Source organism: Tenacibaculum sp. Ill (genome assembly GCF_051938915.1).
Lineage (GTDB): Bacteria > Bacteroidota > Bacteroidia > Flavobacteriales > Flavobacteriaceae > Polaribacter > Polaribacter larymnensis.
Genome location: NZ_JBPSCW010000002.1, coordinates 3,248,103 through 3,269,821, shown reverse-complemented (window position 1 = coordinate 3,269,821; position 21,719 = coordinate 3,248,103). Strand labels below are relative to the sequence as shown.

Sequence of the window (21,719 nt, the reverse complement as noted above, 5' to 3'; positions counted from 1 at the left end):
ATGAAAGAGATAAGAAACTATATTTTACCATTAATTTTTATAATGGTATTTCAGAATAATTGGGGACAACAGACGGCTTTGTATCCAGAGTATAATTATAATCCGTTTATTATAAATTCGGCTTATACAGGAATGTCAGATGGAGCAGAAATTACACTTAGCAATTACGGTTATATAAATAGTATTGAAGGAAGTCCCAGAACATTATCATTAAGTTTTCATTCTCCTATAGCTAGGAAGAAAATGGGAATAGGTGGAGCTATAGTAAGAGACAAAATAGGTGTGAGTACTTATACAAATGCATATGCTGCATATTCGTATAAAATATTTTTTGATACTGAGATTGATAGACCTTATTGGCAGCATTATAATGAACATGTAATATCGTTTGGACTAACAGCAGGAGTACAGCAGTTTAATGAGAATCTGTTAGAACTAGGAATTACTGACGATATAGAGTTTTCAGAAAATATAAATGTAACTGTGCCAACTGTTGGGATTGGATTTTTGTACAATCATGCAGATTTTTATGCAGGAATTTCACTACCAAATCTTTTAGGAGATAAACTAGCGTCAAGAGATGATTTAGATATATCAAACCCTGTTTATGGTTATTTTGGGTATCGTTTTTTTACTAATAGATTTGAGGAAGTAATGATTAAACCTAGTGTTTTCTTAAAGTATGAAGGTGGAGCACCTATGCAGATTGATGCAAATGTTGCAGTTAACTATAAAAACAAATTCGAAATAGGTACTGGTTATCGAAGTAGCTCTTCAATTAATTTTATGGCAGGTATTTATGCTCTAAAAAACTTAAAGTTTGTGTATTTCTACAATGCTGCGTTTAGCGATTCAGTGTTAGGAAATAGCCATGGAGTTGTTCTATCGTATGTTTTTGAGAAAAAACGTAGGTACTAAAAGGAGTATTATAGAATTGTTACCTAAAACTCCAATTTTTATAATTAGCAGAAGCCTCTAGTTGATTTTCAATAGTATCAGGTAATTCAGGGAAGAAATCAATACCTGTTTTTTGTTCTAATTCATCAATAGAAACCACAAAATCAGATAGAGGTTTGTTGCTTTCTTTATGAGGAAGTAAAAAAGCAATAGCTTTAATTTCAGGCTGAGTATAATCTAATAAAACTTTATAAAAATAATTAGGAACACTTACTTTTTCCTTTCCAATGGTTTTTAAGTTAGGTTCTAAAATACCACCAGTAACAACATACAAGCGATTATACTTTTTTGCCCAATAACGAGTTTTTTGTTCTAGTTTATTCCAAATACCAGCGTTAAATTCATGGTTTTGAGGAGAAATGTTAGAGGTGTAAAAAGTTTCATCATGAGCACTTTTAGAAGCACGTCTATCACCAGCAGGACATAAGTGTCCTTTGTCATAACCAGACCTTTTATAATTTCTCCAATCCGCAGACTTTGTCTTCACCTTAGGGTCTACAATAAAAAACGGACGTTTACGATTGGTATAAACAATATCACTTTTATCTAAAGGGTAAGCAACCCATTCGGCTTGCTCGTGTTTTTCGCTATATGATAACTGGTAGCCATTATGTTTTATAATGACACCAGTTGTTGAGGTAGGAAAGTAATTGAAGTTATTAGTTTTATTACTAGTTGTTTCTGTTGTAGATTGAGAAGAACCATTAGCCTCTTCTTTTTGTTGTAACCAATAACCTACAAGCAAAGCAACAATGGTAATAACAACCTTTATTTTCCTTGAAGTACTCATTTAATTACCTAACAAAATTTCTTTAAAATCTTCAGTTTTTTCAACTTCATTAAAAATTTCTTGAAACTTAATAGGAGGTACTGTTAATTTACGCTTAACCAAATCTAACCAAGCACCATAAACAGTTATAACTGCAGAGAGCTTACCTGATTGATTAAAAACTTCATGCTGAATTTTCCAACGCTCACCTTTTCCAGATAAACCAGTAACCTTTAAGTTAACAGTTATGTCTTCTCCCATGTGTATTTCACGTAAAAACTTGGTGTTTTCTTCAAATAAAATAGGACCAACGTTTTCTTTTGTGAAATCTTGAACAGTTACATTATGCTCTTTAAAAAAACGTAAACGTAATTCAGCAGCATAGTCATTATATGCGGTATGACGCATGTGTATATTGGCATCAAAATCTGCCCATCGTGTTTTAAACTCAACACTAAAACTCATATCAAAAAAATTTAAGAAAGCGAATTTACAAATTTTATGCTTTCACATCCAAAGCATCACGAAGTGTATTTCCAATTAACATAAAAGCCATTACTAAACTCATAATTGCTAATCCAGGAATCAATGCTAAAAATGGTTTGCCCAAAATGATATAATTATAATGGTTTTTAATCATAGCACCCCAAGAAGGAGTAGGAGGTTGGGCTCCAATACCTAAAAAACTCAGTCCGCTTTCAATTAAAATAGCAGCTGCAAAATTTGCGGCAGAAATTACAATGATAGGAGCTAAAATGTTAGGTAAAATATGTTTGAAAATAATTCTAAAATCAGAAAAACCTAAAGCTTTGGCAGCTTCTACATATTGCTGCTGTTTGGTTGTAATAACTTGACCACGAACTACACGGGCAACTTCTACCCACATGGTTAGCCCTACAGCAATAAAAACTTGCCAAAAACCTTTACCTAAAGCCAAAGTGATTGCAATAACAAGTAAAAGAGTGGGGATAGACCAAGTGATATTGATAATCCACATAATAAAATCATCAATCTTTCCACCAAAATAACCAGCAATAGCACCAATAGGAATTCCTATTAAGAGTGAAATAAACACAGCTATAAACCCAATAAAAAATGAAATTCTAGCACCAATTAATAACCTGCTTAATAAGTCACGACCATATTTATCAGTTCCTAAATAAAACGTTTTTTGCTGAATGTACTTTTCGTAGGAAGCAGGAAACTCTTTAGGTAAACCATCGGAGTATTTAATAACTTCTAACTGATTATTTTTAACAGAAAATGATTTAATAGGTATTTCTGTTGATGAATTTTGCTTTCCTTCCATAAAAACAGAAAACCACGATTGTTGATTTTTTACTTCTGAAGGAATACTTAATAGTTGCACAGAAAATCCAGGAGGTTTTGAGTGAATTTCTAAATGCATTTGATTGGCAGAGTTACTGTTATCAGGAGCTAAAACATAGCAAAAAACAGCAATAAATCCGCATAAAACAATATACCAAAAACTAAACATACCTGTTTTACTACGTTTAAATTTTTGGATGGCTATTTGCCATAAAGATGTACCTGTATTATTATTCACTCTTTTGTATTTCTTTCAAGTTATTGACATCAATACTTGATGGATTTTGAAAAACTTCCAAATCAAAATATTTTACAGAAGCTAAAATATGATCAAAAATGTTCGCCATAACACGTTCATAATCTACCCAATTTTTCTCTCTACTAAACGCATAAATCTCTAGCGGAATTCCATTAGCAGTTGGCTCTAACTGACGAGACATTAATAACATGTCTTGATTAATTTTTGGGTGATTCTCAATGTATTTATCTAAATAAATTCTGAAAGACCCAAAATTGGTAAGGTTTCTACCATTTAGAATAACCGATTTATCTACGTTATTTTCTTCATTATATTTTTTAACTTCTTTACTACTTTCTGCTATGTAATCAGAAATTAATTCAATTTTTTTAAAACGTTCAATATCTTCATCGGAAAGAAAGTGAATACTATTTATTTTAATTAAAATTGAACGCTTTATACGTCTACCACCTGAGGTATTCATTGTTCTCCAGTTCTTAAAAGAATCAGAGGTTAAATAATACGTAGGAATACTAGATATTGTGTTGTCAAAATTTCTAATAATTACTGAAGTAAGATTGATTTCAACCACATCACCATCGGCACCATATTTTTCCATGGTAATCCAGTCTCCAATTCTAACAGTATCATTTACTGCTACCTGAATACTTGATACAAAACCAAGAATGGTGTCCTTAAAAATTAATAATAATACAGCTGAAAAAGCTCCTAAAGCAGTTAAAAATCTAATTAAAGGTTTACCTGTTAATACTGAAAAAGATGAAATAGCAGCAATTAACCACAATATGACCATAAAGATTTGTACATAACTTTCTAAAGGTTTGTCTTTGAAAGCATTTGTAGTACGAAGAAAATCTTTAACACTCAGTAAAATACTGCGTATAAACCAAACAATAGCAAAAATAATGGCAATAGTTGCAATACGTTCAGCATAAGTAAACAAGTGAGGGAAATCAACTAAAATATCTTTTAAAAAATTAAAAACAATAGTAAGAATAACAATTCTAGAAAGGTTTAAAAAAGCTTTGTTTTTAATAAGCATGTCATCAAAACTAGTTGATGTTTTTGCAGCCATTTTATTCACCGTTCTTTTACCAACATACCTAAATATTTTGAATAAGATATAACCTAAAATTCCAAATATAATTAGGTTTGTAAATAAATTTAGATAAATGGCAAGCGTTTCCGAGAGTGAAAAATGCTCTTTAAAAATTCTGTAAAAAAACTTGTTCAACATAGTAGTGTTAAGTTAAAATTCTGTGATTTCTTCTCCCATTTTTAAGCCGAACTTTTTTCTAAACCAATATACAACAGCGTACAAAATAGGAGTGTCCAGAGCTGCTATAATGACTTTAAATAAAAAACCGCTAAGTAAAAGGCTACCAAAAATACTCCAAGGAAGTATTTTAAAAGAACTCAATAAAAATAATACGGTAAAAGTATCTATAAATTGTGACAAAAAGGTAGAAAAATTATTACGAAGCCATAAATGTTTTCCTTTAGTTAACCTTTTCCAAAAATGAAAAATACGAATATCTATAAACTGAGCAGCCAAGTAAGCTAACATAGACGCTAATACTGCTAAAGGAGAAAGCCCAAAAACCTTTGTAAAGGTTTCATTTCCTATAGGAGAATTGTCAATTGCAGGAGCGTAATCAGCTACTAAAATAATTAACATAGAAAAAAAGGAAGCAAAAATACCTGCTACAACAACTTGATTAGCTTTTTTTTTACCATAAATTTCAGAAAGAATATCAGTAATTAAAAAAGTAATAGGATAAGGAAGTATTCCAACAGACACTTCAAAACGAAATAAATTAAAAGGTTCCCAATAAAAAAACTTCTGAAAAATTAGGTTTGAAGTTACAAGAGAGGCTATAAATAACGAAGCTAAAACTAGGTAAATAAGTTGTGCTTGAGATTTTTGTTGTACAGTCATAAAACGAAGATAGTAATTTTAAAAGTTGTATGTTTGCAAGGTTAAACAAACAACAAAACAAACAAATGAAAGCGTATATTTTTCCAGGTCAAGGAGCACAATTTACAGGAATGGGGTTAGATTTATATGAAAACTCTCCATTAGCTCAAGAACTTTTTGAAAAAGCAAATAATATATTAGGTTTTAGTATTACCGACGTAATGTTTGAAGGTACTGCTGAAGAATTAAAACAAACTAAAGTAACACAACCTGCTATCTTTTTACATTCAGTAATTTTAGCAAAAGTTTTAGGAGATGACTTCAAACCAGAAATGGTTGCAGGTCACTCTTTAGGAGAGTTATCAGCATTAGTAGCTAATGGTGTATTGTCTTTTGAAGACGGATTAAAATTAGTTTCTAAACGTGCTTTAGCAATGCAAAAAGCATGTGAAATTCAACCATCTACTATGGCAGCTGTGTTAGGATTAGAAGATGCTGTAGTTGAAGAAGTTTGTGCTTCGATTGATGGAGTAGTGGTAGCAGCAAATTATAACTGTCCTGGACAATTAGTAATTTCTGGAGAAGTTGAAGCAGTTGAAAAAGCTTGTGAAGTATTGAAAGAAAAAGGCGCGAAAAGAGCGTTACTTTTACCAGTAGGAGGAGCATTTCATTCACCAATGATGGAGCCAGCTCGTGAAGAATTAGCTGCAGCTATTGAAGAAACTACATTTAACGAACCTATTTGCCCAGTATACCAAAATGTGGTAGCGAAAGCAGTAACAAATCCTGCTGAAATTAAGGAAAATTTGATAGCACAATTAACAGCGCCAGTAAGATGGACGCAATGTGTGCAAGCAATGATTGCTGATGGTGGTGCTGAGTTTGTTGAAGTTGGTCCTGGTAAAGTATTACAAGGATTAATGCGTAAAATTGATAGAAGTGTAGTTGCTAGTGGTGCTTCTTTAGCATAAATAGTAAAAGCATATAGTATAGAAAAATCCCGTTCCTAAAGAACGGGATTTTTGTTTTTGTGAAAAAGAAAGTTGTTATTTAGCTAAGACACAGTCTTCGCAATCTTTAACTTCACCATAATAGGTTTCTCTGTATTTGTGTACCGTTTCAAGCGGTATAATATTTAAAAACATTTTTTTAATGTAGGTAACATTAGTATGAAGTTTACCCATTTTTCTTGAAAATCGTTTTTCTAAACGTGTTTCTCTTTTAATTTTAATCAATTTCATTATTCTAGTATCATTTAATTAGGGTACAAAACTAAAAAGCTTAAAGCGTGATGTCAATTAATAAACGTTAAAACATTAAAAATCAGCTAATAAATATGTGTTCTTGAATTAGGAGTGTACTATTTTAAGAATATGATAATAGGAAGTGGAAACAATTCACAAATTAGAGGTGTAAAAAAGCTGTTTTTTATTAAAATGAATAAAAAATCACTCAAAATTGATTATTTTGAGTGATTTTTTGTCTTTTTTGTATAAGAAATCTTAGTTTCTGATATCTAAGGTTTGGAATATTTGTGCTTTTTTTGGAGCTAAGAGAATTAAATAAATTAATAAGATTACTCCTAAAAGCAAAAAGTCTGGTTTTAAAATTAAAATCAAAAAACAAGCACCTTCAATAATAGCCCATCTTACTATAGAAGCAGTTTGATAAACCGCAAATTTCTCCTCATTACTAGTATCTTTTTGTATTTTGCTTAACATGTTTTTAAACATGAAGTTACTAGCAACATAAGCTATTGCAGGAATAAAAGCATAGAATAAAGAAGAGTTATCAATCACCATGTCGAACATAATCTTAAAATTACCTAAAATGGTAAAAGCAAGAGTAATACCAGCAACTAAAGCAAGGTGGATAATTTTTAAAGTTTTAATTTTTTGATCCATAAGGTTTCAGTCCAAATTATTGAATAAAATCATTTATAGTTTTAGTAATAAATGCTAATTGTTCTTCATCTAATTCGGTATGCATTGGTAATGAAATAACTTCATCAATTAATTGATTAGTTACTGTAAAGTCACCTTCATTATATCGGTCGTCTTGATATGCTTTTTGAGCATGTAACGGAACAGGATAATAAATAGCATTTGGAATTCCGTTATCTAATAAATGTTGGTGTAGTTCATTACGTTTTCCGTTAGTAATTCTTAATGTATATTGATGGAAAACATGCGTAGTAAAATCACTAATAGTTGGTGTGATAATATTTGAGTTATTGGTAAATGCATTTGAATAATATTCCGCAGCTTTTCTACGGGCATCGCAATAACTATCTAATAAAGGTAACTTAGCTTTTAATACAGCTGCTTGAATAGAATCTAAACGAGAATTTACTCCAACTACATCATGGTAGTAGCGTTTGTACATTCCGTGATTAACCATTCCTCTAAGCGTATGCGCTAATTCATCATTATTGGTAAAAATAGCTCCACCATCTCCATAGCAACCTAAGTTTTTAGAAGGGAAGAAAGAGGTAGTACCAACATCACCCATAGTTCCTGCTTTCTTCTTCGTTCCGTTAGAAAAAGTATAATCTGCTCCAATGGCTTGAGCATTATCTTCTATTACAAATAAGTTATGTTCTTTAGCAATTTTTAAAACAGCTTCCATGTTAGCACATTGTCCAAATAAATGAACAGGAACAATAGCTTTTGTTTTAGGAGTAATTGCCTTTTTTAAAGCTTCAATGTCAATATTAAAAGTATCTGGTTCAACATCAACTAAAACAGGTGTTAATTTTAATAAACCAATTACTTCAACTGTTGCAGCAAATGTAAAGTCAGCGGTAATTACTTCATCACCTTGTTCTAAACCTAAGCCCATCATCGCTATTTGCAAAGCGTCGGTACCATTAGCACATGGAATTACATGCTTAACGCCTAGATAATTTTCTAAATCAGCTTGAAATTCATGAACGTACGGTCCGTTAATATATGCTGAAGAATTTAGAATTTCTTGAATTGAAGTATCAACTGTATCTTTTATTTTTTGATATTGACTTTGTAAGTCAACCATTTGAATTTTTCTCATTTTGACATGATTTTATAGACATCAAAAATACAAACTATCTTTCATTGTTAAAGGGTCTTTGTAGAAAATAATAAGAGCAATAAGCGTATGTTTTGTATCAGTATTATACAATATGTTTAATAAATGAATTATTAAGCAACAAAGGTTGAGTATTGTCGTTTTGTAAAAAGAGAAAATAAGGTTACGTGTTACTTAATGAAAACATCTAAACGTAAAATAGCATTTAAGGTTTTAATAGGTTATGCCACTTTGGCGGTTTTAGCAGTTGTTTCAGGAATTTTGTTATTTTCTGAAATTAAAACATATATAGAAATCCAAAAGCAAGGTGTTTCTGATAGAAATAATATTATACAAACAGGAGGTTTAATTGCTGATATATATGAAAATGAAAATCTAGGAAGAGCTGCTATTCAGTTGAATTCTTATAAACGATATAATGAGTATGTAACAGAAAATAAATCATTATTAAAAAAGATTGATTCACTTAATTTCTTAGCAAAAGATGTATCAAAAAAATCAATACTAGATAGTGTTAAGTTAGTTCTAAATAAAAAACGAAAAAACATAACGAGTTTAAGAAGGTTAAACCAAAGAAATGCTTCCGAGAAATCTATTAATGAAGCCATAGATAAGCTAGGGTCTATAGATTCACTACTTGGAAAGGGTTCAGTAAAAGATCTTGTTGATAATCCTGATGTTTTTAGTAAAAAAACAGGACTAAGTTTAGAAAGATACTTAAAGTTATTTGATAGAGAGGATGAAGAAAAACCCGTTAATGCTGAAGAGCAAAAACAAATAGATTCTTTAGTTTCAGCTTCTAAAGAAATACTTCAAAAAGCTCAAAGAGAAACAACCATTAAACGGAGGTTTTTGCGAATAAAAGAAAGGGAGTTAATAGAAAACGATATCACAATATCAAGAAAATTACGGGAGGTTTTAAGTGTGCTTGAAAGAGATGTTATTTTCAATGCAAATCAAGCTCATAAAAAACATGAAGAAACGCTTGGGCGTAGCAAGAATATAATTCTTTTAGCTACGGGAGTAGGTTTTGTTATCATTGTGCTTTTTTCAATAATAATTTTAAATGATTTCTGGAGAAGTCAGCATTATAGGCAAGAATTAGAAAGTGCGAATGCAATTACCTCGTCGCTTTTAAAAAGTAGAGAGCAGTTAATATCTATGGTTAGTCACGATTTGAGGACTCCGCTTAGTACAATTACTGGTTTTAGCGAATTGTTGCAAAAATCAATAGCTAATACTAAAGAGAAAAACTATGTGGTGCATATACAAAATGCATCGGTTTATATGGGACAACTTGTAGGAGATCTTTTAGAGTTTTCTAAATTAGAGAATGGTAAAATAACTATTGAGGCTATTCCTTTTGATTTAAAGAGAAATATAGAAGAGGTGGCAAATAGTGCTAAAAATCTTGTTCAAAACAAGCCTGTTTCAGTGAATGTAAAACATGATGAAAAAATAAACACACTAATTGTTAGTGACCCTTTTAGAATAAAACAAATACTATATAATTTAGTAACCAATGCCTGTAAGTTTACAAAAGAAGGTTCAATTACAATACAGAGTAAATTAAGAAGTGTAAAGGAAAAAAAATATATAGAGATTGCGGTAATCGATACAGGAGTAGGAATAGGTAAAGACAAACAAGAAAAAGTATTTAAAGAATTTACACAAGTGCACGAAAAAGAGAATGGTCAAAATGGATTTGGATTAGGTTTAACTATTTCCAAAAGACTAGCGGAACTTTTGGGAGGTTCTTTAACTCTACAAAGTAGCTTAGGGAAAGGAAGTAGGTTTTCACTATTTGTACCAGTTACATTTGCTGAAGGAAAACCAAAAGAATATGAAGCAAATTATCAAAAAGAGATGCTCAACATTCATGCAGTAGTGGTTGAAGATGATACTTCTTTGAGATCATTGTTAAAGAATGTTTTAAAAGGATTTGGAGTTACAGTAACTTCTTTTAGTAATGCACAAGAAGCACTGAATGAAATAGATAATGTTGCTTATGATTTGGTCTTGACTGATATTCAGCTTCCTAAGATGAATGGTATCCATTTTATGGAGACTTTAAAGAAGCATAATTCCTATAAAGGTCAGCCCATCGTAGCAATGACTGGAAGGGCGAATTTATCAGAAAGTGAATATATTAAAAACGGCTTTTCAGATGCATTAATTAAACCTTTTCACTCTAAAAGATTAAAAGAAATTTTACAGCGTTTTTTTGATTTTAAAATCCAAGGTAATGATATAGCTAACAGTTATACTGATAACAAGAAAACAAATAGTTTTGATATTACTACCTTGAAAACATTTTTTAATAATGATGAGGTAGAGATAAATAAAACTTTAGAATCTTTTTTAAAAGATACTGAAGAGAACTTATTGTTATTAAAGAAATTTGTTAAAGAGAATGACTTGCAGGGATTCAATAATGTTAGTCACAAAATGTTGGGAATGTCAAAGCAACTAAAAGCGACTAAACTAATTGCTTTTTTGGAAGAATTTGAGGTTAGTGATGAGATAAACAAAACTTCATGGAGAAATTTTGAAAAAGAGTTAAAAATCTTTTTAAAAGAAGTAAAAAATTACCTTAACTAATATTGTACTCTTTCAATTTATTATACAGGGTTTTTCTGGTAATATTTAAAAGTTTTGCAGCCTTAGTTTTGTTATTTCCAGCCTCATGTAGAGCTCTAATAATAAGGTTTTTTTCATTTTCTTTGGTAGAGAAATCATTAGGTAAACTGTATTGACTTTCGGTGTTTTTTAATTCTTCAGGTAAAACTTCTTTTTCTATAATTTCAGTTTGAGATAAAAGCGTAGCCCTTTTAATAACATTAGATAACTCTCGTAAGTTTCCAGGCCAATTATATTGTTGAAATAAAGCTAGAACTTCTTGAGAAAATCCAGCAATTGATTTGTTGAGTTGTTTGTTAGCCTTTTCTAAGAAGAAATCAGCATATAGAATTAAATCATCTTTTCTATCTTTTAAACTAGGAACCTTGATAGAAAATTCATTTAAGCGATGGTATAAATCTTCTCTAAAATTACCTTTTTCAACAGCTAACAATAAATCTTCATTAGTAGCTGTAATCAAACGAATGTCTACCATAATTTCTTTACTACTTCCAACAGGCTTAATCTTCCTTTCTTGCAAAGCACGTAATAACTGTACCTGACTTTCATAGTTCAAATTTCCAACTTCGTCTAAAAAAAGAGTTCCTCCGTTTGCAGCTTCAAAATGTCCTATTTTATCATTTATAGCTCCAGTAAAAGATCCTTTTTGATGCCCAAAGAACTCGCTTGAAGCAATTTCTTTAGGTATGGCTCCACAATCTACAGCAATAAATGGTTTGTCTTTACGTAAACTTTGGGTATGAATTGTGTTTGCAACAACCTCTTTACCTGTACCACTTTCACCAGTAATAAGAACAGACATGTCGGTTGGAGCTACTAAGTGAATATGTTCGTGTAAACTTTTAGAAGCTGAGCTTATGCCTGAAACAATATTAGAATTTGAGTTTGAAACTTTTTTATCCTCTTTTTTGGTCTCGGTAATTTTTTCAGCTTTAACCTCAAGAGCATTACTAATTACTTCTAAAACTTCATCAGGGTTAAAAGGCTTAGAAATATAATCAAAAGCTCCTTGTTTCATAGCTTGTACTGCTGTTGAAACTTCTGCATAACTAGTCATTAAAACAACAGGAATATTACTATCGGTATTTTTACTCTGTTTCAATAAATCAATACCATTTCCATCAGGAAGGCGTAAATCAGTAAAAATTAAATTATAGGAATGTTTTTTTAAGAGAGTGAAAGCGTTTTTAATAGTATAGCTAACCTCTACAGTGTACTGATGTCGCTCTAAGAAATGTTTTAACATATTAGAAAAAGTAACATCATCCTCTACCAATAAAATCTTTTTCATAAAAATGTTTATTCTAAATTGTTTGTATAAATATAAGCTCTTTGTAAAAAACAAAAAGAGCGTTTTACATGAAAACGCTCTTTCGTCAATAAAATTGAGGAGGGAAATAAAAAAATTACTTTTTTGAATTGCTAACTTCTTTTTCGTCTAATAAGTTACCTTCTTTGTCAGTATAAATAGTTTTGTTAGTGTTGTTTACACTAATTTCTAATTTATACTGCTCTTTTTCGTTTACAAAAGCTTTACTTAAGGTAGCCTTAGGGAAGCTTTCCTTAATAGAGTTTACTAATGTTGCTGGTAACTTGTCTAAAGAGATTTCTTGGAATCCATCTGTTACAACCGTATGAACTGGGGTAATAGGGGAATTAGTGTTATTTACTGTTGCGTAAGTTGAAACTCCTGCTAAAATTGCTACTGCTAAGATTAATTTTTTCATGACATTAAGTTTTTAAGTTATAATTATTTATTATTGTAATACAACAAGGGGAATATGTGTGTTATTTTACTTCTTTGGCATCTAACCAGTTTCCGTCTTTGTCTGCAAAAAGAGTTTTGCTTTCATTTTCTAAGCTAATCTCTAATTTGTATTGCTCTTTTTCGTTTACAAAAGCTTTGCTTAATTTACCTTTAGGAAAACTTTCTTTTACAGATTTTACTACTGCTGCTGGTAATTTATCTAAAGAAACTTCTTTAAAACCTTTTTCTACAACCGTGTGAACTGGAGTAATAGGAGAAATAGTGTTGTTAGTTGTTGCGTAAGTTGAAGCTCCTGCTAAAATCGCCGCTGCTAAAATTAAATTTTTCATGATATTAAGTTTTTAAGTTATTTACGTATTTGCTTGTTGTATTGAAAGAAATATGCCATCAATTTCAATTAAACCCTTAAAAAACTCAACACACTGAATGTTAGCTGTTTATTGTTTTGTAAAGGTTGGAGAGGTAATGTTTTTATGTGTAAAAAGTGTGTAAACAATTAATTAATACTGTGTAAAAGTTACACGATTTACTCAGAAGATAAACAATAAATATTTCTGTTATCTTTGAAGAAAATCATCCCTAATGAAGTTATTTAAAAAGTCTTTAAAAATTGTTCTATTACTTTTAGTGCTATTAAGTGTTGGAGTTTGGTTATTTACAAAAACCTTACATCCTACGTATAAAGGAGAGTTAGCATTAGCTAATATTTCAGATAAAGTTACGGTGTATTATGATGAGGTTGGAGTACCGCATATCAATGCGCAAAATCAACTAGACGCTTATACTGCTTTAGGGTATGTGCATGCTCAAGATCGATTGTGGCAAATGGAACTAATCAGAAGAATTGCAGCTGGAAGATTAGCAGAAGTTTTTGGAAAAGATTTGGTAAGAGTAGATAAGTTTTTTTCTGGGTTAGGAATTGAAGAAGCTGCCGAAAAAACGATTCAAGAATTAGATAAAAATTCAGAAACTTATAAATTAACGGAAGCTTACTTAAACGGAGTTAATCAGTTTATTGAAGAAGGAGCAACGCCATTAGAATTTTACTTAGTAGGGTTGGATAAAGAAAATTATACAGTTAAAGATGTGTATAATGTTTTCGGTTATATGGCATTTAGTTTTGCAATTGCACATAAAACCGATCCGTTGTTAACTGAAGTTAAAGAAAAGTTAGGTGAGTCTTATGTAAATGAATTGTTGAATTCTTTCGATAAAAATTTAACACTGAATAAGACAACGAATAAAGAAGCTATTAAAGCAGAAATGTCTGTTGCGGTTAATGAGATTATAGAACAATTACCAGTTGCACCTTTTATAGGAAGTAATTCTTGGGTAATTGCACCCCCTAAAACCAAAAACGGTAAGGTGATTTTTGCTAATGATCCACATATTAATTTTTCGCAGCCTTCAGTTTGGTATCAAAACCATATAAAAACTCCTGATTTTGAAATTTACGGATTTAATTTAGCGTTGATGCCATTTCCGTTATTAGGACACAATAAAGAGTATGCCTACGGACTAACAATGTTGGCAAATGATGATTTGAATTTTTATGTGGAAGAAAACAACCCTGAAAATCCGTTGGAATATAAAACTCCAGAAGGATTTAAAAAGTATGAGTTGTTAAACAAACATATAAAAGTTAAAGGAGGAAAAGACACCACATATCAAGTAAAAGTAAGTGAGCACGGACCAATTATGAATGGGCTGATAGAGCATGTTACGGATGATAGACCCGTGGCAATGAACTGGATTTATACGCAGGAACCAAATAAATTATTGGAAGCTTCATATAAAATGTCGCATGCAAATTCGTTACAAGATTTTAAAACAGGAACTGCTCAAATACACGCGCCAGGACTAAATGTAATGTATGGTGATGCTAAAGGGAATGTAGGTTGGTTTGCTTCAGCTAAATTGTATGAATTAAGAGATAGTTTATCTTCTAAAATGTATTTAAACGGAGCTTCTGGGAACGATGAAATTGTAGAATATTTAGAATTTGAAGAAAATCCGCAAGCAGAAAATCCTAGTTGGAATTATGTGTATTCAGCAAATAATCAACCAGATTCCGTGAGAGGTAAATTATACCCGGGATATTATCAACCTGAAGATAGAGCGAAGAGAATAGTTGAATTATTAGAACCTAAAAACGATTTTACGAAAGAGGATGTAGCTGAAATGATTTACGATGTAACCTCACCTGTAGTTCCAGAAATCGGGAGAGAATTATTAAATAGTGTGGATAAATCAACACTTTCACCTTCAGCTAAAAAAGCATATTTGATGTTAGAAAAGTGGAATGGAGAATATTTAAAAACTAATGTAGCTCCGACTATTTATAATAGATTTTTATATGAATTCTTAACTGCTACTTACAAAGATGAATTAGGAGACAGTTTTCAGTTGTTTATAGATACGCAATTACAAGATCAAGTGTTAGCAGAGCAAGCTAAAAGGGAACAATCAGTTTGGTGGGATGATATTTCAACGACAGATAAAGTTGAAACCAGAAATGAAATTATTACCAAGGCTTTTCAAAAAGCCATCGCATTTTTACAAAATCAATTAGGAGAGAATGTAGAAAATTGGACGTGGAATCGCGTAATTTCAGTGGAATACGAACACGCTATTGGTAAAGCGGGAGGTTTGTTGCGTAAGTTTTTCAATGTTGGTCCGTTTAAAACCATTGGAGGAAACGAGGTGATTAACAACCAGATTTTTAAATTGGATAGTACAGGAGTATATAAAATTCACGGAGGGCCTTCAACACGTAGAGTTATTGACTTTTCTGATGTAGAAAATAGTATTGCGATTTTACCGACAGGGCAATCAGGAAATGTATTCAGTCCATATTACAAAGACCAAGCACAAAAATATGTAGATGGTGAGTTTGTAAAAATGAGGTTGAATCAACAAGAAATTGAGCAGTCAGAAAATACATTGGTGTTTTTGCCGAAGGAATAATGAAAAGGATTAGTCCTTTCGATCAGAAGGGGAAGTCTAAAATTAGGTAAAATAAAATGAATTGAAAATTAAAATAATATGACAACAGGAAAAGGCTATAAATTACAGACGAATTCTTTTTTTGATTTTGAAGAGCATATAAATAATTCTGATTTTATTTTTTTATCAGCTCCTTTCGGTTTTGGGAAAACTACTTTTTTAAAAGACTTTATAGAGTCAGTAAGAAATGAAGAAAAAAAATATAACTTTTTTCATTTATATCCTGTTCATTACGCAGTAAACAAAAATGAAGATGTATTTGAATTAATCAAATACGACTTGTTGTTTGAAATATTGAAGAAAGATGATGTTAAGGCAGAAACAAGTATAAATTATATAGAAGAAGTAGGAGATATTTTAAAAAAGAGTGTTGATACCATCTTGTTAAACTTTGTTGAAAAAATTCCAGAAATAGGAAAGTCTTTAAAAGAGATAATACAAGTTTTTAATAAAGTTGAAAAGGAAATTTTAGAGTTGTATCAACAGGAATTTAAAACCTCCGAAGTGAATAGTTTCATTAGCCGTATGGAAGATACGAAAGGTAGTGTTTATGAGAATGATATTATGACTACCTATATTAATAGTAAATTAAGTGAAATAAAGGGAGAGGATGGGCAGAAGAAAAATATCTTGATATTAGATGATTTGGATAGGATTGAACCAGAACATATTTTTAGACTTTTAAATGTTTTTTCGGCCAATTTTGATAATTCTGAATACTCAATTAATAAGTTTGGAATAGATAAAGTTATCATCGTTGCTGATTATTATAATATAAAAAGTATATATCATCATAAATATGGTAAAGATTCTGACTTTGAGGGGTATATAAATAAATTTTATTCAAGTGAGATTTATTTTTTAACTTTTTATGATGCTTTAAAAACATTGTTTGAAAAAGAATATGGTGTAAGAGAAGAGTACTCAGTTTTTGGTTTTATAGAGTTGAAAATTAACTTATTGGTTTTATTGTTTAATAATAGGCAGGTTAATTTTAGGCAGTTGAAAAGCTTGTCTGCTAAAAACTTTAACAAAGGAAGGAGCTTTGTAGATGTTATTGATTTTCTTTTAAGGTTGTTTAATTATGATTATGAAGATTTAATTAATGCTTTTGGTAAAGTTTCTGTTGAAAAAGATACAACAATAAAAGAGGTTTTTTGGGAGAAATTATTAGACTACATGATTCTTTTAAACTTCAATAATAAAAACGGAAAAGTCAATAAGGATAATTCATCAACTAATGAAGATTTTGATTACCATTTTTATGATGGGAATATAATTAGTTTTAGGGTTCATAAGAATAAGAGGGAAAATAATATATACATAGCTAATCCTGGAAATTTATCTAAGATGGATATTTGGAGAGAGTATTTAAGTTTGTTAAAGGATAGAGGGCAAAATGTGAGTTGATATTAAATTATTTAATATTAAGAAGTTTTTTAAACCTCCCTATAAACCTCCTCAAAAGGAATTCTAAAACGTTCACCATACACTCCTTCAGGTTTACGAATACCACAAGAAACAATCATATTAATTTCTGCGCCAAAAGGTAGCTCTAGCAAACGTTTTACACGCCAAGTATCGGAACCTTCCATAGGGCAAGTGTCGTAACCTTCAGCAGTCATTGAGAGCATGAAGGTTTGTGCTGCTAATCCACAAGTTTTGTGAGCTACAATGCGCATGTCACTATTGCGAACTTCTCTATAAATAGGCCGAAATACCCCAACAATAGAAAATAGTATATACTTCAACCAGCCAAAAATACCTAGGAAATCAAAATACGTGAAAGGAATTAGCTTTCCGTAGTAGTTACGTGCTACTTTTTCTCTACTTCGTTGCTCTGATTTCGGATTGTTTTTACCAAAAACTGTATCCATAAAAGCTAAGTTAGCTTTGGCTCTTTTATGCCACAAATCTTTACGAGTCACAAAAACCACTAGTTGCTGAGCAGTTTTAGCTGCATTTTGATTAAAGCATAATGGAGCCATTCTTTTTATAATTTCTTTATCAGTGATATGATAAAACTCCCACAGTTGCATGTTGCTACTGGTAGGAGCTAAACTCGCCTGTTTTAAACATTTTTTTACAATGGAAGTGTCTATCGGTTTTTCAGGGTCGTACACTCTTACCGAACGACGATAATTAACTGCTTCTGATACGGATTTTTCACTCATTTGTGGGTGTCTTGATTCTTATGTCTACTAATCTTTTGTCTAATAAAACTATCCTAATTTCATTAAGGTTTTTAATTGTTGTAGTTTTCCTTTATATGGAGCATATCGAGTAGGAACATCTAGCCAAGTTCCGCGAGAAACCACTCCTTTATGATGAGAAAAAGTATCAAAAGTTTTTTTTCCGTGATAACTACCTATACCACTTTCTCCAACGCCACCAAAAGGCAATCTATGATTAGCAAAATGTACTGTAGTATCATTTATGGTACCACCACCAAAAGAATAGTGTTGTATCATTTTCTTAGCAAATGAATTTCTATTGGTGAAAACATATAAAGCCAGAGGCTTATCATATTTTGCTGTTATTTTTTCAATATCAGCTTCATTTTCATAAGAAATTAGTGGTAAGATAGGTCCAAAAATTTCACCTTTCATTACTTCACTATCCAGACTAGGTTCATCAATTAAGGTAGGGGCAATATAGCGATCATCTCTATCAGTTTGTCCACCAATTACACACTTTTCATTTTCTAGCATAATGGCTAAACGATCAAAGTTTTTAGTGTTTACGATACGTGGAAAATCAAAGGAATTTTGAGGGTTTTCGCCATAAGCTCTAAAAATTTCCTCCTTAAACTCTTGTATAAACTGTTCTTTTACCGATTTATGAATTAATAAATAATCAGGAGCAATACAAGTTTGTCCACCATTAATAAATTTCCCCCAAACCAAACGCTTTGCAGCAAGTTTGATGTTTGCGGTTTCATCAATAATAGATGGGCTTTTTCCTCCTAGTTCTAAAGTAACTGGAGTTAGGTGATTTGCCGCAGCCTTAGCAACAATTTTTCCTACAGGAACGCTTCCTGTAAAGAAAATATAATCCCAACGCTGTGCTAATAATTCTGTAGAAACATCCACACCGCCTTCTACTACGGCCACATGATTTTTATCAAAAACAGCTTCGATAATTTCTTTGGTAATTTTACTTGTGTTAGGCGTTAATTCCGAAGGTTTTAAGATTACCGTATTTCCTGCTGCAATAGCTCCCAGTAAAGGAGTAAATGCTAGTTGATACGGATAATTCCATGGAGCAATAATTAAAACTGTACCATAAGGCTCTTTATAAATTTTTGCAGAAGAAGGGAAGTTTAGTAGAGATGGTAATACACGTTTAGGTTTACTCCAAGCATGAATTTTTTTTATCGCCATTTTTAACTCAGCCAGTACGATAGAAGTTTCAGTCATTACAGCTTCGTATTCTGATTTTTTAAAATCATCATGTAAAGCTTTGATAATATCTTGTTCTCTTGTAATAAGTTCTTTTTGTAGTCTTTTTAAAGCACTTTTTCTAAAGGAGATATCTTTGGTTCGTTGTGTTGCAAAATAATTTTTTTGCGACTGAACCAATTTGGGAATATTCATAGGTTATATATCTTGTAATTTTTTATTCATTATTGAAAACCATAATGGAGGCACCAAAGCCACAAGCATCATACCTGGATATCCTGTTGGCATTTGAGGGCTCTCTGATAATGATTTTAAGAGCTGATAATGTTTACTTCCGTTATAGTGATGATCGGAATGGCGAGATAAGTTAAACAGCATTAACATACCAATTCTGTGATCAGAATTCCATGAATGAGTTCTTTTTACACGTTCATAACGACCTTTTTCGTTTTGTTTACGTAGTAGTCCGTAATGTTCTATATAATTTACAGTTTCTAATAATAAAATTCCAAAAACAGCTGCTGCTGTAAAAGCAAGTAGGGCATTTAATCCAAAGAGAAAGAAAATACCTATCAATAACAATATGTTGCAAATCGTATAGATGAGCATTCTGTTTTGCAGATGAAACCAATTTCTACCAGAATTTTTTAGACGTCTGTTTTCTGTTTCCCAAGCTTGATAGTAGCTTTGAAAATGAGAACGGATCCAGAATAGATATACTATTTCATTTTTTCTTGCGGTTGCAGCATCTTTAGGTGTAGCTACATTAAAATGATGTCCGGCATTATGGTAGGGCAAAAAGTGAGTATCTAAAGATGTTAATAATAAAATCTCACCTAAAAACTCATCAAAACGGTTGTTTCGATGACCTAATTCATGTCCTACATTAATGCCAATTACACCACACATTAATCCCATAGCAGAGATTCTTCCTATATATTCTATGGTGGTTAATTGTGCATCTTTCATCATCCATAAAAACCAACCTAAAAAAAATAATTGAACAGGCACTGTTGTGTATAAGATATAAGTATACAGCTTGTTTTCTTTTTCTAGCTCTTCTTGTTCTTTGTTAAGGTTTTGTTTGTCTGGGTTAAAAAGCAGTTCAAGTAGAGGAACAAACCCAAAAAATACGACTAAAGGTAATAATGTTGACCAACCCATACTCGTAAACGAAATGTATACAGTTATAGGGAGTATTAAGATAGTTAAAAATTTAAGAGCTTTCATCTTACGTGAAATTTGTCTAAATATACAAATTACAAGCAAGCATCCCAAACTGGGTCAGAAGGAGTTGGAGCAGTGATTTTAATAAGTTCTTTACTAACTGGATGCGTAAATTCTATTTTTCGAGCATGTAAATGAATACTTCCATCTTTATTACTCCTTTTGGCGCCATACTTTAAATCACCTTTAATAATAGCACCAATATTAGAAAGTTGTACACGAATTTGATGATGACGACCTGTTTCTAAGTCAACTTCAAGTAACGAATAGTTATCTAATTTTTTAAGTGTTGTGTAATGTAAAGTAGCTTTTTTACTTCCGTTAACTTCTTTGTTGTAGGCTGTAGACTTATTGTTCTTTGGGTTCTTTTTTAAATAATTTGTTAAAGTGTCAGCAGCTTTTTTAGGTTGTTGTTGAACAATTGCCCAGTATGTTTTTTTTATGGTTTTGTCACGTAACATTTTATTCAAACGTTCTAAAGCTTTAGATGTACGTGCGTAAATAACAATACCGGAAGTAGGTCTGTCTAAACGATGAACAGTTCCTAAATAAACATTACCAGGTTTGTTGTATTTTTCTTTAATATATTCTTTAACTACATCAGAAAGAGGTTTGTCGCCTGTTTTATCACCTTGTACGATATCGCCAGCACGTTTATTAACCACAATAATATGGTTGTCTTCATGTAAAACCTGTAAATTTTCTTTAGTAGAGTGCATATTAGGAGTTGCCTTAAGGTTACTAGAAGAACTATTTGAAGTTCTCAGCTACATCCTCATTTACCTGATCGATAAAACTTAAAAACTCATCACGCCCCATTCCAGTAGAAGAAGAAGTTACAAAAGACATTGGTAATTCTTCCCAATACTTTAATAATTTCTTTTTATAAGCAGTAATTTGTTTGTTAAGTTTAGAACTACCTAATTTATCTGCTTTGGTAAAAACAATACAGAAAGGAATACGGTTTTCACCTAAAAACTGCATAAACTCTAAGTCTATTTTCTGCGGATCATGGCGAGAATCAATTAAAACAAAGGTACAAACCAGCTGTTCACGCTCTTTAAAATAATTTTCAATAAAGAATTGAAAAATTTGTCGCTTCTTTTTAGATACTTGAGCATAACCATACCCTGGAAGATCTACTAAAAACCATTCATCATTAATTTTGAAATGGTTAATAAGTTGAGTTTTTCCTGGTTTACCAGAGGTCTTTGCTAAATCTTTTCGCTCCATCAACATGTTGATTAACGAAGACTTACCAACGTTTGAGCGGCCAATAAAGGCATACTCAGGTATTCTGTCTTTAGGAGCTTTGGTAACATTACTGTTACTCATTACAAATTCAGCAGATTTTATTTTCATACTATAATTAAGCTAGT

The 21,719-nt window shown here is 31.3% G+C and carries 21 protein-coding genes; 5 read left to right on the top strand and 16 right to left on the bottom strand.

Annotated elements, in window-relative coordinates:
- Nucleotides 1–918: a PorP/SprF family type IX secretion system membrane protein gene (locus ACTPNM_RS15460; RefSeq protein ID WP_440122682.1), complete on the top strand. Its 918-nt coding sequence runs from the start codon at nt 1–3 to the stop codon at nt 916–918.
- Nucleotides 919–937: 19 nt separating this feature from the next.
- Here ACTPNM_RS15460 and ACTPNM_RS15455 read toward each other — a convergent pair whose 3' ends face one another.
- The 5 genes from ACTPNM_RS15455 to ACTPNM_RS15435 form a co-directional block, all read right to left on the bottom strand.
- Complete coding sequence (locus ACTPNM_RS15455) at nt 938–1,747, bottom strand: DNA/RNA non-specific endonuclease (RefSeq protein ID WP_440122681.1); 810 nt, start codon at nt 1,745–1,747, stop codon at nt 938–940.
- Nucleotides 1,748–2,191, bottom strand: a complete 444-nt coding sequence (locus ACTPNM_RS15450; protein ID WP_440122680.1) for an acyl-CoA thioesterase — start codon at nt 2,189–2,191, stop codon at nt 1,748–1,750.
- 34 nt (nt 2,192–2,225) lie between these two features.
- Entirely contained in the window at nt 2,226–3,293 is a 1,068-nt protein-coding gene (locus tag ACTPNM_RS15445) for an ABC transporter permease (protein ID WP_440122679.1), read from the bottom strand.
- The gene (locus tag ACTPNM_RS15440; protein WP_440122678.1) at nt 3,286–4,389 is read right to left on the bottom strand and encodes a mechanosensitive ion channel family protein; all 1,104 of its coding nucleotides are present in this window, start codon (nt 4,387–4,389) and stop codon (nt 3,286–3,288) included. Before ACTPNM_RS15440 ends, ACTPNM_RS15445 begins: the two co-directional genes overlap by 8 nt.
- A 174-nt stretch (nt 4,390–4,563) precedes the next feature.
- The gene (locus tag ACTPNM_RS15435) at nt 4,564–5,253 is read right to left on the bottom strand and encodes a queuosine precursor transporter (protein WP_047790793.1); all 690 of its coding nucleotides are present in this window, start codon (nt 5,251–5,253) and stop codon (nt 4,564–4,566) included.
- A gap of 65 nt (nt 5,254–5,318) precedes the next feature.
- Here ACTPNM_RS15435 and fabD point away from each other — a divergent pair, with 65 nt between their 5' ends.
- Nucleotides 5,319–6,203, top strand: coding sequence for an ACP S-malonyltransferase (gene fabD, locus ACTPNM_RS15430; RefSeq protein ID WP_440122677.1), 885 nt, complete (start codon nt 5,319–5,321; stop codon nt 6,201–6,203).
- 75 nt (nt 6,204–6,278) lie between these two features.
- Here fabD and ACTPNM_RS15425 read toward each other — a convergent pair whose 3' ends face one another.
- The 3 genes from ACTPNM_RS15425 to ACTPNM_RS15415 form a co-directional block, all read right to left on the bottom strand.
- Entirely contained in the window at nt 6,279–6,473 is a 195-nt protein-coding gene (locus ACTPNM_RS15425) for a hypothetical protein (RefSeq protein WP_028891267.1), read from the bottom strand.
- A 261-nt stretch (nt 6,474–6,734) separates the two neighbouring features.
- Nucleotides 6,735–7,136 carry an MFS transporter gene (locus tag ACTPNM_RS15420; RefSeq protein WP_440122676.1) on the bottom strand — a complete coding sequence of 134 codons (402 nt, stop codon included), beginning with the start codon at nt 7,134–7,136 and terminating at the stop codon, nt 6,735–6,737.
- Nucleotides 7,137–7,152: 16 nt separating this feature from the next.
- Nucleotides 7,153–8,280 carry a DegT/DnrJ/EryC1/StrS family aminotransferase gene (locus tag ACTPNM_RS15415; protein ID WP_440122675.1) on the bottom strand — a complete coding sequence of 376 codons (1,128 nt, stop codon included), beginning with the start codon at nt 8,278–8,280 and terminating at the stop codon, nt 7,153–7,155.
- Nucleotides 8,281–8,475: 195 nt separating this feature from the next.
- Here ACTPNM_RS15415 and ACTPNM_RS15410 point away from each other — a divergent pair, with 195 nt between their 5' ends.
- Nucleotides 8,476–10,899, top strand: coding sequence for an ATP-binding response regulator (locus tag ACTPNM_RS15410; RefSeq protein ID WP_440122674.1), 2,424 nt, complete (start codon nt 8,476–8,478; stop codon nt 10,897–10,899).
- Here the strand turns inward: ACTPNM_RS15410 and ACTPNM_RS15405 are convergent.
- The 3 genes from ACTPNM_RS15405 to ACTPNM_RS15395 form a co-directional block, all read right to left on the bottom strand.
- The gene (locus ACTPNM_RS15405; RefSeq protein WP_440122673.1) at nt 10,892–12,229 is read right to left on the bottom strand and encodes a sigma-54-dependent transcriptional regulator; all 1,338 of its coding nucleotides are present in this window, start codon (nt 12,227–12,229) and stop codon (nt 10,892–10,894) included. The genes ACTPNM_RS15410 and ACTPNM_RS15405 overlap by 8 nt on opposite strands.
- Nucleotides 12,230–12,344: 115 nt before the next feature.
- Nucleotides 12,345–12,665, bottom strand: a complete 321-nt coding sequence (locus ACTPNM_RS15400) for a hypothetical protein (protein ID WP_440122672.1) — start codon at nt 12,663–12,665, stop codon at nt 12,345–12,347.
- A gap of 61 nt (nt 12,666–12,726) precedes the next feature.
- On the bottom strand, nt 12,727–13,035 hold the full coding sequence (locus tag ACTPNM_RS15395; protein WP_440122670.1) for a hypothetical protein: 309 nt from the start codon (nt 13,033–13,035) through the stop codon (nt 12,727–12,729).
- A gap of 253 nt (nt 13,036–13,288) precedes the next feature.
- On the opposite strand from ACTPNM_RS15395, the gene ACTPNM_RS15390 reads away from it, so the two are divergent.
- Together ACTPNM_RS15390 and ACTPNM_RS15385 are read left to right on the top strand one after the other, a co-directional pair.
- Nucleotides 13,289–15,673 carry a penicillin acylase family protein gene (locus ACTPNM_RS15390; protein ID WP_440122669.1) on the top strand — a complete coding sequence of 795 codons (2,385 nt, stop codon included), beginning with the start codon at nt 13,289–13,291 and terminating at the stop codon, nt 15,671–15,673.
- A 78-nt stretch (nt 15,674–15,751) separates the two neighbouring features.
- Nucleotides 15,752–17,122, top strand: coding sequence for a P-loop NTPase fold protein (locus ACTPNM_RS15385; protein ID WP_440122668.1), 1,371 nt, complete (start codon nt 15,752–15,754; stop codon nt 17,120–17,122).
- Nucleotides 17,123–17,151: 29 nt separating this feature from the next.
- Here the strand turns inward: ACTPNM_RS15385 and ACTPNM_RS15380 are convergent, their stop codons facing one another.
- The 5 genes from ACTPNM_RS15380 to yihA form a co-directional block, all read right to left on the bottom strand.
- Complete coding sequence (locus ACTPNM_RS15380) at nt 17,152–17,886, bottom strand: nitroreductase family protein (protein ID WP_440122667.1); 735 nt, start codon at nt 17,884–17,886, stop codon at nt 17,152–17,154.
- A 48-nt stretch (nt 17,887–17,934) separates the two neighbouring features.
- Nucleotides 17,935–19,308 carry an aldehyde dehydrogenase gene (locus tag ACTPNM_RS15375; protein ID WP_440122665.1) on the bottom strand — a complete coding sequence of 458 codons (1,374 nt, stop codon included), beginning with the start codon at nt 19,306–19,308 and terminating at the stop codon, nt 17,935–17,937.
- A gap of 3 nt (nt 19,309–19,311) precedes the next feature.
- Nucleotides 19,312–20,277, bottom strand: coding sequence for an alkane 1-monooxygenase (locus ACTPNM_RS15370; RefSeq protein ID WP_440122664.1), 966 nt, complete (start codon nt 20,275–20,277; stop codon nt 19,312–19,314).
- Between the two features lie 95 nt (nt 20,278–20,372).
- On the bottom strand, nt 20,373–21,059 hold the full coding sequence (locus ACTPNM_RS15365; protein WP_099215560.1) for an RluA family pseudouridine synthase: 687 nt from the start codon (nt 21,057–21,059) through the stop codon (nt 20,373–20,375).
- A 31-nt stretch (nt 21,060–21,090) separates the two neighbouring features.
- Nucleotides 21,091–21,702 (bottom strand): ribosome biogenesis GTP-binding protein YihA/YsxC, encoded by a 612-nt coding sequence (gene yihA / locus ACTPNM_RS15360; RefSeq protein WP_099215559.1) that lies wholly within the window; start codon nt 21,700–21,702, stop codon nt 21,091–21,093.
- Nucleotides 21,703–21,719 lie beyond the last annotated feature (17 nt).